The 14382-nt window shown below is 64.4% G+C and carries 12 protein-coding genes; 9 read left to right on the top strand and 3 right to left on the bottom strand.

The window, feature by feature from the left end; genetic code table 11:
- The first annotated feature begins 214 nt into the window (after nucleotides 1–214).
- Nucleotides 215–376, top strand: coding sequence for a hypothetical protein (locus FSO04_RS46270; RefSeq protein WP_166618149.1), 162 nt, complete (start codon nucleotides 215–217; stop codon nucleotides 374–376).
- Between the two features lie 97 nt (nucleotides 377–473).
- Here FSO04_RS46270 and FSO04_RS05870 read toward each other — a convergent pair whose 3' ends face one another.
- The gene (locus FSO04_RS05870) at nucleotides 474–803 is read right to left on the bottom strand and encodes an ecotin precursor (protein WP_154558783.1); all 330 of its coding nucleotides are present in this window, start codon (nucleotides 801–803) and stop codon (nucleotides 474–476) included.
- Between the two features lie 268 nt (nucleotides 804–1071).
- On the opposite strand from FSO04_RS05870, the gene FSO04_RS05865 reads away from it, so the two are divergent.
- The 7 genes from FSO04_RS05865 (at nucleotide 1072) to FSO04_RS05835 (ending at nucleotide 10049) form a co-directional block, all read left to right on the top strand.
- On the top strand, nucleotides 1072–2697 hold the full coding sequence (locus FSO04_RS05865; RefSeq protein ID WP_168435577.1) for a methyl-accepting chemotaxis protein: 1626 nt from the start codon (nucleotides 1072–1074) through the stop codon (nucleotides 2695–2697).
- A 77-nt stretch (nucleotides 2698–2774) separates the two neighbouring features.
- On the top strand, nucleotides 2775–3239 hold the full coding sequence (locus FSO04_RS05860; protein WP_154558782.1) for a chemotaxis protein CheW: 465 nt from the start codon (nucleotides 2775–2777) through the stop codon (nucleotides 3237–3239).
- Nucleotides 3236–4627: a CheR family methyltransferase gene (locus FSO04_RS05855; RefSeq protein ID WP_154558781.1), complete on the top strand. Its 1392-nt coding sequence runs from the start codon at nucleotides 3236–3238 to the stop codon at nucleotides 4625–4627. The genes FSO04_RS05860 and FSO04_RS05855 overlap by 4 nt, the downstream gene beginning before the upstream one ends.
- Nucleotides 4620–5303 (top strand): chemotaxis protein CheW, encoded by a 684-nt coding sequence (locus tag FSO04_RS05850; protein ID WP_168435576.1) that lies wholly within the window; start codon nucleotides 4620–4622, stop codon nucleotides 5301–5303. The genes FSO04_RS05855 and FSO04_RS05850 overlap by 8 nt, the downstream gene beginning before the upstream one ends.
- Nucleotides 5300–7834 carry a hybrid sensor histidine kinase/response regulator gene (locus FSO04_RS05845; protein WP_154558780.1) on the top strand — a complete coding sequence of 845 codons (2535 nt, stop codon included), beginning with the start codon at nucleotides 5300–5302 and terminating at the stop codon, nucleotides 7832–7834. The genes FSO04_RS05850 and FSO04_RS05845 overlap by 4 nt, the downstream gene beginning before the upstream one ends.
- 17 nt (nucleotides 7835–7851) lie before the next feature.
- Nucleotides 7852–8868: a chemotaxis response regulator protein-glutamate methylesterase gene (gene cheB, locus FSO04_RS05840; protein WP_154558779.1), complete on the top strand. Its 1017-nt coding sequence runs from the start codon at nucleotides 7852–7854 to the stop codon at nucleotides 8866–8868.
- A 71-nt stretch (nucleotides 8869–8939) separates the two neighbouring features.
- Nucleotides 8940–10049, top strand: a complete 1110-nt coding sequence (locus tag FSO04_RS05835; protein WP_154558778.1) for a diguanylate cyclase — start codon at nucleotides 8940–8942, stop codon at nucleotides 10047–10049.
- Here FSO04_RS05835 and mdeB read toward each other — a convergent pair whose 3' ends face one another.
- Nucleotides 10050–12800, bottom strand: a complete 2751-nt coding sequence (gene mdeB / locus FSO04_RS05830; RefSeq protein WP_154558777.1) for an alpha-ketoglutarate dehydrogenase — start codon at nucleotides 12798–12800, stop codon at nucleotides 10050–10052. It abuts the gene before it with no gap.
- A gap of 152 nt (nucleotides 12801–12952) precedes the next feature.
- Between mdeB and FSO04_RS05825 the strand changes: the two genes are divergently transcribed.
- Nucleotides 12953–13480, top strand: a complete 528-nt coding sequence (locus FSO04_RS05825; RefSeq protein WP_054037036.1) for an Lrp/AsnC family transcriptional regulator — start codon at nucleotides 12953–12955, stop codon at nucleotides 13478–13480.
- A gap of 19 nt (nucleotides 13481–13499) precedes the next feature.
- Here FSO04_RS05825 and FSO04_RS05820 read toward each other — a convergent pair whose 3' ends face one another.
- Nucleotides 13500–14300 carry an SDR family NAD(P)-dependent oxidoreductase gene (locus FSO04_RS05820; RefSeq protein WP_154558776.1) on the bottom strand — a complete coding sequence of 267 codons (801 nt, stop codon included), beginning with the start codon at nucleotides 14298–14300 and terminating at the stop codon, nucleotides 13500–13502.
- Nucleotides 14301–14382: the final 82 nt, after the last annotated feature.

Genomic DNA, 14382 nt, shown 5'->3' with positions numbered 1-14382 from the left:
GATGGTACACAGAGAAAGAATGACCCGAGGCAAGCACCTTCCCAGAAAAAGAAAAATACCTTCTTCACTAGGTTCTCAATCACCCCGCACCACGCCCCGCAATCCCATTCACGTCAATCCCGCCGCGCTGCCAGCCGACCCTTCACAGCGTCCTTTTATCTCGCCGTTCATCGTCTAAACTAAAGCATCGATGCACGTCGGGACGGAGGCTCCCATGTCTGAATCGTTAATGGCTTATTTGCTGGGACCTCTGGTGATGCTGGTGGTCGGCGTGGCGATCTGGGCCGCGTCCCACTATCGCCAAAAGACGAAGCCGGAGCGCCTCGAGCGCTGGCTCGATACGCATTATGCGGAGTGGCTGCATCACAAGCACTGAGCAGAGATACCCAACAAGACAAGGCCGTCGCACCCTGCGACGGCCTTTTTCTCTGGTGCGCGCGAGCATCGAAGCTGCGCGCGCCTCCGCACGTCCCTTACCAGCCCTGTTGAGGCTGCTGCGGATACTCCTCATATTGTGCGGGCGGCGGCGCACCGCACGCGACGTACGCACGCTGGTACTGGTCATAGCAGTATCCCGGCGGCGGCCCCGCATACACGGGCGCCGGCTGATACACCGGTTGCGCATAGACCGGCTGCTGGTAAGCGACCACAGGCGCCGGATTCAGCACAGACGTCACCACCGCGCCCAGCACGGCACCGCCGATCAGCGCACCGACCACGTCGCCGCCGTTGCCATGCGCCGACGCTTGACCCGCCACGCTCAGGCTCCCCACCATCAACAACGCCACAGCAATCTTTTTCATGTTTCTCTCCCGCCGTTCAGGCATGGAGCAGATTGTGTAGGGCGCGCGCGGAAATAGATGCTGCAGTTGGTAACCGGGCATTACGCGTGTAACGCCTGGGTCGGCCCCCCTCACCGACCGCCATCCATTCCCACGATCAATGTAAAATTCGCCGCATGGCCCGTCGGACAAATCCGACGATCCGCAAAGCTTTCCGATCCTTCGACCCCGAGACCCACAAGTCGACATCGGGCGTCGAGCCCAAGCAAAAAAGTTAAGGGGCGTGCGCGTGAAACAATGGACCATCCGGCAACGGATTCTGTGCAGCTTCGGGATCGTGCTGATCGTGATGCTGGCAATGGCAATCGTCACTTTCGAGCAGCTCGGCGGCATCGACCGCGACGCGAAGAGTCAGCAGCAGGACTCGATGCCCGGTCTCTACTACGCGACCGCGATGCGCGCGGCCTGGTTCGAGAACTACACCGTCACGCAGCGTCTCATCTATGTCGATGCGGACCCGGATTCCGTTAAGCGCGACACCACCCGTTTGCAAGAGACCCAGCAGACGCTCCAGAAACTGCTGAACGACTACGGCGCGACCATCTTCCGTCAGGAAGACCGTGACCTCTTCAACGACTTCCGGCAACAACACACGCAATACCTGCCTATCCAGGCGTCGCTGATGACCACCCTGCAGACCTCGAAAGAGGGCGCCGTCCGGATCTCCAGCACGCAGCTCACGCCGATCTGGGAAACGGGCCGCCTCGCGTTGCGCAAGCTGGTCGACGACAACAAGACCTACGCCGACCAGGCCGCGGAAAGCATCCGCAGCTCGGTCGAGACGACCCGTATCGTGCTGCTCGTGACGCTGCTGATTGCCGCCGTCGCCGCCGTGCTGGCCGGCTACTGGCTGCTGCGCGCGGTCACCACGCCGATGGCGAAGGTGCTGCAAGTCGTCGACGTCATGCGCACGGGCGACCTCACGCAACGTCTGCAACTGAACCGCGCGGATGAGATCGGCGCGCTCGAAGCGGGCTTTAACCGTATGACCGACGAGCTCACCGCGCTGGTCGGCCAGGCGCAGAAGTCGGCGGTTCAGGTCACCACGTCGGTGACGGAGATCGCTGCGACCTCGCGTGAACAGCAGGCCACCGCGAACGAAACCGCGGCGACCACCACCGAGATCGGCGCCACGTCGCGCGAAATCTTCGCAACCTCGCGCGATCTGCTGCGCACGATGAACGAGGTCTCGGAAGTAGCAGGCCAATCAGCCGCACTCGCCGGCACCGGTCACGCCGGTCTCGCGCGCATGGAAGACACCATGCGCCTCGTGATGGAAGCGGCCGGCTCAGTCAACGCGAAGCTCGCGATCCTCAACGAAAAGGCCAGCAACATCAACCAGGTCGTCGCCACCATCACCAAGGTCGCGGATCAGACCAACCTGCTCTCGCTGAACGCAGCGATCGAAGCAGAAAAGGCCGGCGAATACGGCCGCGGCTTCGCGGTCGTGGCGACCGAGATTCGCCGTCTCGCGGATCAAACCGCCGTGGCGACCTACGACATCGAACAGATGGTCAAGGAGATCCAGTCGGCGGTGGCCGCGGGCGTGATGGGCATGGACAAGTTCTCCGAAGAAGTCCGGCGCGGCATGCTCGACGTGCAGAACGTGGGCGGCCATCTCACGCAGATCATCCAGCAGGTGCAGCAACTCGCGCCGCGCTTCTCGATGGTCAACGAAGGCATGCAGACGCAAGCCACCGGCGCCGAGCAGATTACCCAGGCACTGACGCAGCTCTCGGAGGCCGCGCAGCAGACGGCGGAATCGCTGCGCCAGTCGACTCAGGCTATCGACGATCTGACGCACGTCGCCAATAGCCTGCGCACCGGCGTATCCCGCTTCAAGGTGGTGGCCTGACGCGCCGCGGCGGGTTCACTGAAGCACGCTGACGCCGATCCACCCATACGCCTCTCCTACAGCCCAAGCCCAAGCCGATGCTCTTCATCCTCTTCACGCTCGATAACGAACGCTACGTGATCGACGCGACGCAGGTGGAGCGTCTGATGCCGCTCACCCCGCAGTCGCCGCCGAAGACGATTCCCGGCGCGCCGTCGTGGGTCGCGGGCGTACTCGATCACGAAGGCGTACCGCTGCCGGTGATCGATCTGCCGGCGCTCGCGCTCGGCCGCCCCGCCGCCCAGTTGATGTCGACACGCGTGGTGCTGGTGCGCTATCCGCATGCGGGCACCGTGCGCCTGCTCGCGCTTCTGCTCGAAGGCGCAACGCGTACCATCCGTCTGGACGCAGAGGCGTTTCATGACGCCGGTATCGACATGCCGAACGCGCGCTATCTGGGCCCGGTCGCAAGCGAAGCAGGCGGTCTGGTGCAATGGATTCGCGTCGAGCATCTGCTGCCCGACGACGTCAAAGCCCTGCTGTTTCCCGAGGCGCACGCATGAACGCGCATCACGACAACGCGCCGCTCTATCGACGCTTCGTCGATCTGCTGCATCGAACCATCGGGCTCGATGCAGCATCGCTCGGTCATCAGTCGATCGAGCGAGCGGTCGATCAGCACGCCGCGGCCTGGTGCGCGGACGGTCACGCCGACGCCACGCTCGCCGACTACTGGGAAGCCACGTTCGCGTCGCCCTCGATGGTGCAGGCGCTGGTCGAAACGGTGGTGGTGCCGGAGACCTGGTTCTATCGCGACGCCGACGCGTTCAGGGCGCTCGCGCGTCTTGCGCACGAACGCCTTGACGAGCGCGGCACCGCGCTGCCGCTGCGGATTCTGAGTCTGCCCTGCTCCACCGGCGAAGAGCCGTACACGATTGCGATGACGCTGCTCGACGCCGGCATCGACGCCGCGCACATGCGCATCGACGCAATGGATATCAGCGAGCGCTCGCTGGCCCTCGCTCAGCGCGCCGTGTACAGCCGCAACTCGTTTCGCGGCAATGCGTTCCCATTTCGCGACGCCCACTTCACGCGCACCGAAGACGGCTGGCGTCTCGCGCAACGCATCGTCGACGCGGTCCGGTTCTCGTACGCAAACCTGATGCAACTCGATGCCGCGGCGCTCGGCGTCTACGACTTCGTGTTCTGCCGCAACGTGCTGATTTACTTCGACCGCGACGCACAGCAGACGGCCTTGCATGCGCTCAACGGCGTGCTGGCTGAAAACGGCACGCTGTTCGTCGGTCCTTCGGAAACCGGGTTGTTGATGCGTTATGGCATGCAGTCGGCGAAGATCCCCTTGGCGTTCGCGTTCCACCGCGCCACGCCCGCTGAAGCGCAGCTCAACGGCTGGCACACCGCGTCGCTCGCCACCGCCGCGGCACTCGCGATGACGCATTCGCCAGTGCCCGCGCTCGCGCCGCTGCAGGTGTTTTCAGCCGAGCCTTTCGCGTGGCCCGATCCGGTTGCGCGCACGCCTTTAAGCGGTATTCCGCAACGCACGCCGAAACCGTCCAAAGCTGCGTCGCAGTCGCACGAGTTTGCGCCGCCGCCCATCACCTCGCCGACCAACGCCGCACGCGACACGCTGCAAGCCGCACGCGCGCTGGCCGACGCGGGCCGTCTGACGGAAGCCGCGAACGCGATCAAGGTCTATCTGGAACAGCACGCCCCGCACGCCGACGCGTTTTATCTGCTCGGCGTGCTGGCCGACGCCAGCGGCGATACGAACCTCGCACGCGGCCACTATCGCAAGGCGCTCTATCTCGAACCGCAGCACGCTGAGGCGCTCGCGCATCTGGCGACGCTGCTCGAACTCGAAGGCGACCGCAACGGCGCGCGTCTGTTGATGGACCGCGCGTCGCGCGCACAGGGAGCGCAACGTGGTTGAGGAGCGCACGGTGGCCTTCGACGATTGCTGGAACCGCATCGGCGTGCGCGGCGATTCGTCGTGCGAGCGGCTGGTCGAATACGTGCGCTGTCTGAATTGCCCTGTGTTCGAAGCGGCCGCGGCCAAATTGCTGGAGCGTCCGATCCCGCTTGTGGATCTCTCGCTGAATGACGCTGACACGCCGGCGCGACAGCAAAGACATGATCAGCAAGGCGCAAGTGAATCGTTCCTCATCTTCCGTATCGGCGGCGAATGGCTCGCGCTGCCCACGCCGATCTTCAAACGCATCGTGCAGACGCGGCCGATTCACACGTTGCCGCATCGGCAGCATCGCGCGGTGCTGGGCGTGGTGAACGTGCAGGGCGACTTGCTGGTGTGCCTGTCGCTCGCGCATCTGCTAGGGTTCGAAGCCGACACCACTGCAGGCGACGATAAAGCGCGTCACGATCTTCCGCGTTTGCTGGTGATCTCGCGCGCCGAAGAGCACGCGGTGTTGCCCGTCGATCAGGTCGACGGCGTGCATCGGATCGCGATCTCCACCTTTTGCCCGCCGCCTGCGACGCTCTCGCAAGCCGCCGCTGCGCATACGCGCGCCGTGGCCCCGTGGCGCGGCATGACGGTCGGCCTGCTCGACGCCGATGCATTGTTCGATACCTTGAACCGGAGTCTCGGATGACGGACGACCCGCGCCGCCCGTCGCTGATCGATCTCTTCCGCGAAGAAGCGCGGACCCAGGCACGCGTGCTCAACGACGGCCTGCTCACCCTCGACCGCACACCGCGCGACGCCGCCGCGCTCGAGGCCTGCATGCGCGCGGCGCATTCGCTGAAGGGTGCGGCGCGTATCGTCGGTGTGCAGGTTGGTGTCGAACTCGCGCACGCGATGGAAGATTGTTTCGTCGCGGCGCAGGAAGGGCGAGCGTTGCTCGATGCTGCCTGGATTGACGAGTTGCTGCGCGGGGTCGATATCGTTGCGCGCATCGGTAATGATGAGGACGAGTCGGCGCGTGATGCGGTTAGTGCGTGCGTGGCTTCGTTGCAAGCGCGGATGGTGGACGTCGTGCCGCATGGAGTGGCAATGCGGCGGGATGCTGTGCCGCCGGCTGCCTCTGCTCCTGCCGTGAGTCCTGCTCGCGTCGACGGTTCTGCATCTGCATCCAGCGTAGCTACCAAACCGCAAACCGCATCGGCCGACGCTGACGCTGCATTCAATCTGCTAGCCAACGCCCTGCGCGCAGAAGCGACACCTGCCTCAGCCGCACCGGCCAGCGCGAGTGCAAATGCATCCGCGCCAGTCTCGGGAACCCCGTTTGCTCCGGCAAACGCCCCTGCGTCTGCCTCTGCGACCCCATTCGCTTCTTCATCCGCCACGGCAACCTGGGCCGCTCCTGCAAGTGCCTCCGGGTCGTCGACCACAACCGCGTCCACCTCGACCGAATCAAGCGCCCCAGCAACAGACCCCGGCCGCATGCTGCGCGTACGCGCCGACAACCTCGACCGGCTGCTCTCCCTATCCGGCGAATCGCTGGTCGAATCACGCTGGCTCAAACCCTTCGCGCAATCGATGCTGCGCGTCAAACGCGTCCAACGTGACGGCACCCGCGCGCTGGATCAGTTGCACGAAACGCTCGCCGACCTGAAGCTCGATCCACGCGCGCACGCCGCGCTCGAAGAACTGCGCCGCCTCACAGCAGAATCGCAGCACCTGCTCGCCGAGCGCCTGGCCGATCTGGAAAGCTTCGACCGCCGCTCGACCCATCTGTCGCAACAGCTGTACGACGCCGCACTGCAATGCCGCATGCGCCCTTTCGGCGACGGCACCAGCGGTCTCGCACGCATGGTGCGCGACGTCGCGCGTTCGCTCGGCAAGAAGGTGCGCTGGCAACTGGTCGGCGAATCGACTCAGGTCGACCGCGACATCCTCGATCTGCTCGAAGCGCCGCTCGGCCACATGCTGCGCAACGCGATCGACCACGGCATCGAAGCGCCTGCGGTCCGTCTCGCGCGCGGCAAGTCCGAAGAGGGCACGCTCACGCTCGACGCACGTCACACCGCCGGCGCCCTGCTCATCACCGTCTCCGACGACGGCGCGGGCATCGATCTCGACGCACTGCGCGCGTCGATCGTTCGCAAGAAACTGGCGAGTGCGGAAACGGCCGCGCGTCTGTCCGAAACCGAGCTGCTCGAATTCCTCCTCCTGCCCGGCTTCTCGTTGCGCGATCAGGTCACCGAGGTGTCGGGCCGTGGCGTCGGACTCGACGCGGTGCACGACGTCGTCAAACGCGTGCGTGGCACGGTCCGCATCACGCACGAACCCGGCGTCGGCACGCGCGTGCAGTTGCAGTTGCCGCTCACGCTCTCGGTGATTCGCAGTCTGCTCGTCGAAGTCGCGGGCGAGCCGTACGCCGTGCCGCTCGCGCACGTGAACCGCACACTGCACGTGAGCCGTGCGGATATCGAATTACTCGAGGGCCATCAGCACATTGCCTTCGACGGCCGCCGCATCGGCGTCGTCACCGCGCATCAGATTCTCGACACCGCGCCGCCCGCCAACGAAGGCGATACCGTCAGCCTGATCGTGATCGGCGACGGTGAAGAAACCTACGGCGTGGTGGTCGATCGCTTTCTCGGCGAGCGCATGCTGGTCGTGCAGCCGCTCGACCCGCGCCTCGGCAAGATCAGGAACATCACCGCCGGCGCGTTGATGGAAAACGGCGACCCGGTGCTGATCGCGGACGTCGACGACTGGCTGCGCTCAGTCGAAAGGCTCGTCGCAGGCGGCGATCTGAAACATACGCAGCACGGCGCTACCCTCACCGCCCGGCGCGTCACGCGCCGCGTGCTGGTGGTCGACGATTCGCTCACCGTGCGCGAGCTCGAACGCAAGCTGCTGGCGACACGCGGCTACGACGTGACGATCGCCGTCGACGGCATGGACGGCTGGAACGCGGTGCGTGGCGAGCACTTCGACCTCGTGATTACCGACATCGACATGCCGCGCATGGACGGCATCGAACTCGTCACGCTCATCAAGCGCGATCCGGAACTGCAGTCGCTGCCGGTGATGATCGTCTCGTACAAGGATCGTGAAGAGGACCGCCGCGCCGGCCTGAACGCGGGTGCGGATTACTATCTGGCGAAAGGCAGTTTCCACGACGAAGCACTGCTCGACGCAGTGCGCGATCTGATCGGCGAAGCTTACGGTTAAACCCACGGGTAAAACGGATGAAAATCGGAATCGTCAATGACCTGCCCCTCGCCGTCGAAGCACTGCGCCGTGCGCTTGCTGCACGCCACGACTACGAGGTGCTGTGGGTCGCGCAGGACGGCCAGCAGGCGGTCGATTTCTGCACCGCGCAGCGGCCCGACATCGTGCTGATGGATCTCGTGATGCCTAACGTCGACGGCATCGAAGCCACGCGCCGCATCATGGCGAAGGCGCCGTGCGCGATCCTGATCGTGACCGTCGACGTGGGCGCGAACGCGTGGCGCGTCTACGAAGCGATGGGCGCGGGCGCGCTCGATGCGGTGGATACGCCCTCGTTGAGCGGCCCTGACGCGCACAAGAGCATCGCCACCCTGATCACCAAGATCGACAGCATCGCCGCGCTGGTCACTGAGCGCAACGCGCCTGGCGCAGCAACTGCGGCGGCGCCCAGAAGCATGACGAACCGCGACACGCCGCTGGTTGCGATCGGCGCTTCGGCTGGCGGCCCGGCGGCACTCGCCACCCTGCTCGCCGGTTTGCCGAAGGATTTCCCGGCGGCAATCGTCGTCGTCCAGCATGTCGACGCGGCGTTCGCCGCCGGCATGGCCGACTGGCTGAACCAGCAGTCGGCGCTGCCGGTGCGAATCGCCAGCGAAGGCGACCGGCCGGAAGCAGGCGTCGTGTTGCTCGCCGCCACCGACGATCATTTGCACCTGAAGCTGCCTAACGTACTCGGTTACACGAACGTGCCGACGGAAACACCCTACCGGCCTTCCGTCGACGTGTTTTTCCATAGCGTCGTGGCACGCTGGCCGGCACGGGCGATCGGCGTGCTGCTGACCGGCATGGGCCGCGACGGCGCGATCGGACTCAAGGCGATGCGCACAAAGGGGTATCACACGATCGCGCAGGACGAAGCGACCTGCGCCGTGTACGGCATGCCGAAGGCGGCCGCGGCGCTCGACGCCGCCGCCGCGATTCTGCCTTTGCCCCGTATTGCCGCTGCGCTCGCCGCCGCCGTCGGCACACGTTAAGGCCCGGTAAGCGCACACTAGCCGCACATTAGCCCGCTACGACTCATTGACATTCATTCTGGCTGACCAATATGGACACTCCGAAACCGCATCAGGCCACCACCGCGCAGGAACTCGCAGAACACGACGCGAACGCGCAGGCATACGCGGAGGACGCACCGAATAGCGCCATCGATGACGCGTTAGCGCGCATCCTCGGCAATCCGCCCGCGGCCGAGTGCCCGATCATGGTGTTGCTGGTCGACGATCAGGCGATCATCGCCGAGGCGGTCCGCCAGGCGCTGGCCGACGAAACGAGCGTCGACTTCCATTACTGCGCGTCGCCCGAAGAGGCGGTGCGCTGCGCTGAAGAAACCCGCGCGACGGTGATCCTGCAAGACCTCGTGATGCCCGGCACCGACGGCCTCACCCTCGTGCGGCAGTACCGGCAGAAACCGGCGACGCGCGATATTCCGATCATCGTGCTGTCGACCAAGGAAGAGCCGCTCGTGAAAAGCGCGGCCTTCGCCGCCGGCGCCAACGACTACCTCGTGAAGCTGCCGGATCGCATCGAATTGATTGCGCGGATTCGCTATCACTCACGCTCGTATCTGAACCTGTTGCAGCGCGACGAGGCGTATCAGGCCCTGCGCCAGTCGCAACAGCAGTTGCTCGCAACCAATCTTGAACTGCAGCGGCTCACGCATTCGGACGGCTTGACGGGTTTGTCGAATCGCCGCTACCTCGATCAGTACCTGGCCGCCGAATGGCGTCGCGGCACGCGCGACAAGACGGCCCTCGGCTTTCTGATGATCGATGTGGATAACTTCAAGGCCTACAACGACACCTATGGACACGTTGCCGGTGACGAGGTTCTTAAGCGCGTCGCGCACACCGTCGAGTCGTGTCTGGGACGCTCGCCCGATCTCGCGGCCCGGTTTGGCGGCGAAGAGTTCGCGGTGGTGTTGCCGGGGACATCGTCGGGCGGCTTGCGCTTGCTCGCCGAGAAAATCCGCCTCGCGATTGAAGGGCTCGCGATTCCGCATGCGGGATCGGCGGCGGGCGTCGTGACGATCAGCATCGGCGCGGCGAACATCGTGCCGTCCGCGACCGAACCGGTGACGACGTTGATCGAAGCCGCCGACGTCGGGCTGTATCGGGCGAAACGCGATGGGAAGAATCAGGTGTCAGTGAGCGGCTGATCAGCACTGCCACGAAGCAGCGCCCACGGGCGCATCGCCGCGATACTTGTTGCGTGCTTCGGCGAGCACGCTCGCATCGATTGCGCCTTCGTCCACCAGCGCCTTCAACGACGCGATCACGATCGACTTGCGGTCCACTTCGAAGAACTCGCGCAACGCCTGACGCGTGTCGCTTCGACCAAAACCGTCCGTGCCGAGCGTGACATAGCGGCGCGGCACGTAGGCGCGGATCAGTTCTGGCACCGCGCGAACATAGTCGGTCGCGGCGATGATCGGGCCGTGCGATGCTTCGAGCGCTTTCGTAACGTAGGGCGCCTCTGTCGGCTCGCCAAGACGTGCGTTTCTTTCCGACGTCATGCCGTCACGCTGCAACTCGGTGAAGCTGGTCACGCTCCACACCGCGGCTTCAATTTGCCAGTCGTCCTTGAGCAACCGTCGCGCCGCGATGACCTCACCAAGAATCGCGCCCGCGCCGAGCAATTGCACCTGCGCTGAAACTGCCGACGTTGCCGCCTGCGCATCCCCGCCAAGCGGATAGATGCCTTTAAGAACGCCCTCACGCAGCGTCGTCAAATCACCACCCGGCACCGAAGGCTGCGCGTAGTTCTCGTTCATCACGGTCACGTAATAGAACACGTCGCGCTGTTCTTCGACCATCTCACGCATGCCCTCGTCGACGATCGCGGCAACCTCGTAAGCGAACGCCGGATCGTACGCGCGGCAGTTCGGAATCGTCGATGCCGCCAGATGGCTCGTGCCATCCTGATGCTGCAAGCCTTCTCCACCGAGCGTCGTCTTACCCGACGTCGCGCCGATCAGAAAACCTCTCGCGCGCTGATCCGCCGCCGCCCAGATCAGATCGCCGATCCGCTGGAAGCCGAACATCGAGTAGTAGATGTAGAACGGCAGCATCGGCAGGTTGTGCACGCTGTACGACGTCGCCGCCGCGATCCACGACGACACCGCGCCCGCTTCCGAAATCCCCTCTTCGAGAATCTGCCCTTTGGTGTCCTCGCGGTAGTAGAGCATCGAGCCGAGGTCTTCCGGCTCATACAACTGCCCAAGCGGCGAATAGATGCCGACCTGCCGGAACATGTTCGCCATACCAAAGGTGCGCGCTTCATCCGCGACGATCGGCACCACGCGCGGGCCGACTTCGTTGTCCTTGAGCAGCGCGGTCAGCATGCGAACCAGCGCCATCGTCGTGGACATCTCGCGGCCATTCGAATCCAGCGCGAAATGCCCCCAGGAGGACATCGGCGGGACGATCAGCCCCTTCGATGCCACTCTCCGCCTTCTGGGCAGATAGCCTCCCAGGGCAGCCCGGCGAGCATGCAGGTATTGCATCTCCGGGCTGTCGTCCGCTGGCTTGTAAAACTTCACCTGTTCGACGTCCTCATCGGTGAGCGGCAGGCGGAAGCGATCGCGAAACGCCTTGAGGTCGTCGAAGCCGAGTTTCTTCTGTTGATGTGTGGTCATGCGGCCCTGGCCCGTGGTGCCCATGCCGAAACCCTTCATCGTCTTCGCGAGAATCACCGTCGGCTGGCCGCGATGCGCGAGCGCCTTCGCATACGCCGCGTGCAGCTTGCGCACGTCGTGGCCGCCGCGGCGCAAGCGGTCGATGTCGTCGTCGCTCAGTTGCGCGGCGAGCGCGGCAAGCTCCGGGTTCTGGCCGAAGAAGCGCTCGCGGTTGTATGCGCCGTCGTTGGCCGAGAATGTCTGGAACTGGCCGTCGACGGTGTGTGCGAACGCGCGCAGCAACGCGCCGGTGCGGTCGCGTGAAAACAGCGCGTCCCAGTCCGAGCCCCACACCACCTTGATCACATTCCAGCCTGCGCCGATGAAGTGCGCCTCAAGCTCGTCGATGATGCGGCCGTTACTGCGCACCGGGCCGTCCAGGCGCTGCAAATTGCAGTTGATGACGAACACGAGGTGATCGAGCCCTTCGCGCGCCGCAATCGAGAGCGCGCCGGTCGATTCCGGCTCGTCCATCTCACCGTCGCCGAAGAAGCCCCACACCTTGCGGCCTTCCGTTTGCACGAGGCCGCGATTGGCGAGATAGCGCATGAAGCGCGCCTGATAAATCGCGTTGATCGGACCGATGCCCATCGAGCCGGTCGGGAACTGCCAGAAGTCCGGCATCAGCCACGGATGCGGATACGAGCACAGCCCCGGGCCGCCGATCTCGCGACGGTAATGCTGCAGGTGTTCCTCAGAGAGAAAGCCTTCGAGATAAGCCCGCGCATACACACCCGGCGACGAATGCGGCTGGAAGTAAACAAGGTCGCCCGTGCCCTCCTCTCCGCCCGGCGCCGCGGCGCGAAAGGAATGGTTGAAGCCGACCTCGAACAGATCCGCCGCCGACGCATAGCTCGCGATATGGCCGCCGAGTTCGCCGTACGCCTGGTTTGCGCGCACCACCATCGCCAGCGCATTCCAGCGCAGCGCGCCGGCCAAACGTTCTTCGAGTTCGAGATTGCCCGGATAGCGCGGCTGCTGATCGAACGGGATCGTGTTCTGGTACGGCGTGACGTTGGTCCGTGCCGATTCCACACCCAGCGACAGCGCATGCCCCGCGAGCTTGTCGAACAGAAACTGCGCGCGATCACGGCCGACATGAGCGGCCACGGCATCGAGCGCTTCCAGCCATTCGGCGGTTTCCTGCGGGTCAGCATCTTCCGCCTCCGCACGCTCCGCGCGCTGGAGATCCAAAGACCGCAACTGCTTGCTACCGCTGGACAAATCCGTCATGGCACCACTCCCGCATCGACGCGTTCGGCTCAAGATCGAGTGAGTCAATGGTAACCACGTGCTCACAAAATGAGCGTCTCATTTGCTTGTGATCCTGTACTGAGATAGGCTATTTATTCCGGATTTGGCCCACACCACAGAATATTTACTCTATGACCACACCACCCAGACGACTCGACCGCATCGACATCGGCATCCTGAGCCAGTTGCAGCAGAACGCGCGCATCACCAATGCGGATCTGGCCCGCTCGGTGAATCTGTCGCCCACGCCCTGCTTCAACCGCGTGCGCGCGCTCGAAAAGCTCGGCCTGTTCAAGCAGCAGGTCACGCTGCTGAATCCGGAGCCGCTCGGGCTGCGCATCAACGTGTTCATCCAGGTGAGTCTGGAAAAGCAGGTGGAAGACGCGCTGACTCGCTTCGAGCAGGCGATTTCGGAGCGCCCCGAGGTGATGGAGTGCTATCTGATGACGGGCGACGCGGACTATCTGCTGCGCGTGGTGATGCCGGATATGCAGACGCTGGAGCGGTTCATCGTCGATCACCTGACGAAGATTCCAGGCATTTCCAACATCCGGTCGAGCTTTGCGCTCAAGCAGGTGCGCTACAAGACGGCCTTGCCGCTGCCGTCGTCGGGACTGACACTGGTCGATCCCGACGACGTTTCAACCGACTGGCGCTAGGCGTTCACCAGGCGCGCATTCAGCCGCGCGTATAACGCGCAGCCGGCACGCTGTGCGACAGGTTCGGCCCGAGATGCTGGCGTGCGGTGTTGAAGCGCTCCCAATCGGCCGCATCCGGCAAGGACGGAATCGTCACGAGTTCATGCTGGTCGAGGCCCACGAGCGCGGCGTCCACCATGTCCTCGGCGGTCATCACGATCTGCGACGGCAGATGTTCAACCGCGAGACCGGCGCGGTCCCAGAACGCGGTACTGGTGGCGCCCGGCAGCACGGCCTGCAACTGCACGCCCTTGTCGCCCACTTCATGATGCAGCGACTGCGTCAGGTTCAGCACATAGGCCTTGGTGCCGCTGTAGGTGCCGTTCAGCAACTCCGGCGAGAGTGCGACGACGGACGAAATATTGATCAGGACGCCATTGCCCCGCTCCACGAAACCCGGCACGGCTGCAGCCGTCAGCCGCGTCAGCGCTGTCACGTTCAGCTCGATCATGCCGTCGAGGTCGTCGATATTCGAGTCGATCAGCGAAGCCGTCGCGCCGACGCCCGCGTTGTTGACCAGCATGGTGATGCCGCGGTCGGCGCGCAAACGCTCCTCGATACGCCGCTGGTCGCCCTTGATGGTCAGATCGGCAGCGATGGTCTCGATATGGCGGCCGGTTTCCGCGGTCAGACGCTCGGCTACGCCCGTCAGACGTTTGACGTCGCGCGCCACCAGAATCAGGTCGTAACCGCGCCGCGCGAGGCGGTCCGCATAAACCGCACCGATGCCCGACGATGCGCCCGTAATCAATGCCGTGCCCTTGTTTGCTTGCGTTGCCATGGTGAATCTCCTTGCGGGCTTAGCGCGTCACGCCTGAGCCCTGATCGATGAATGGGGAAAACTGAAACCTCCGCCGCTGCGC

The organism is Paraburkholderia madseniana (assembly GCF_009690905.1).
Classification (GTDB): Bacteria; Pseudomonadota; Gammaproteobacteria; order Burkholderiales; family Burkholderiaceae; genus Paraburkholderia; species Paraburkholderia madseniana.
The sequence above is the reverse complement of the archived record's forward strand: the minus strand, read 5'-3'. Positions and strand labels throughout refer to the sequence as shown.

Bases quoted from the DNA above. Each gene is read 5' to 3' on its own strand.
- FSO04_RS46270 (WP_166618149.1), top strand. From the start codon at position 215: ATGTCTGAATCGTTAATGGCTTATTTGCTGGGACCTCTGGTGATGCTG.
- FSO04_RS05870 (WP_154558783.1), bottom strand. From the start codon at position 803: ATGAAAAAGATTGCTGTGGCGTTGTTGATGGTGGGGAGCCTGAGCGTG.
- FSO04_RS05860 (WP_154558782.1), top strand. From the start codon at position 2,775: ATGCTCTTCATCCTCTTCACGCTCGATAACGAACGCTACGTGATCGAC.
- FSO04_RS05855 (WP_154558781.1), top strand. From the start codon at position 3,236: ATGAACGCGCATCACGACAACGCGCCGCTCTATCGACGCTTCGTCGAT.
- FSO04_RS05845 (WP_154558780.1), top strand. From the start codon at position 5,300: ATGACGGACGACCCGCGCCGCCCGTCGCTGATCGATCTCTTCCGCGAA.
- cheB (WP_154558779.1), top strand. From the start codon at position 7,852: ATGAAAATCGGAATCGTCAATGACCTGCCCCTCGCCGTCGAAGCACTG.
- FSO04_RS05835 (WP_154558778.1), top strand. From the start codon at position 8,940: ATGGACACTCCGAAACCGCATCAGGCCACCACCGCGCAGGAACTCGCA.
- mdeB (WP_154558777.1), bottom strand. From the start codon at position 12,800: ATGACGGATTTGTCCAGCGGTAGCAAGCAGTTGCGGTCTTTGGATCTC.
- FSO04_RS05825 (WP_054037036.1), top strand. From the start codon at position 12,953: ATGACCACACCACCCAGACGACTCGACCGCATCGACATCGGCATCCTG.
- FSO04_RS05820 (WP_154558776.1), bottom strand. From the start codon at position 14,300: ATGGCAACGCAAGCAAACAAGGGCACGGCATTGATTACGGGCGCATCG.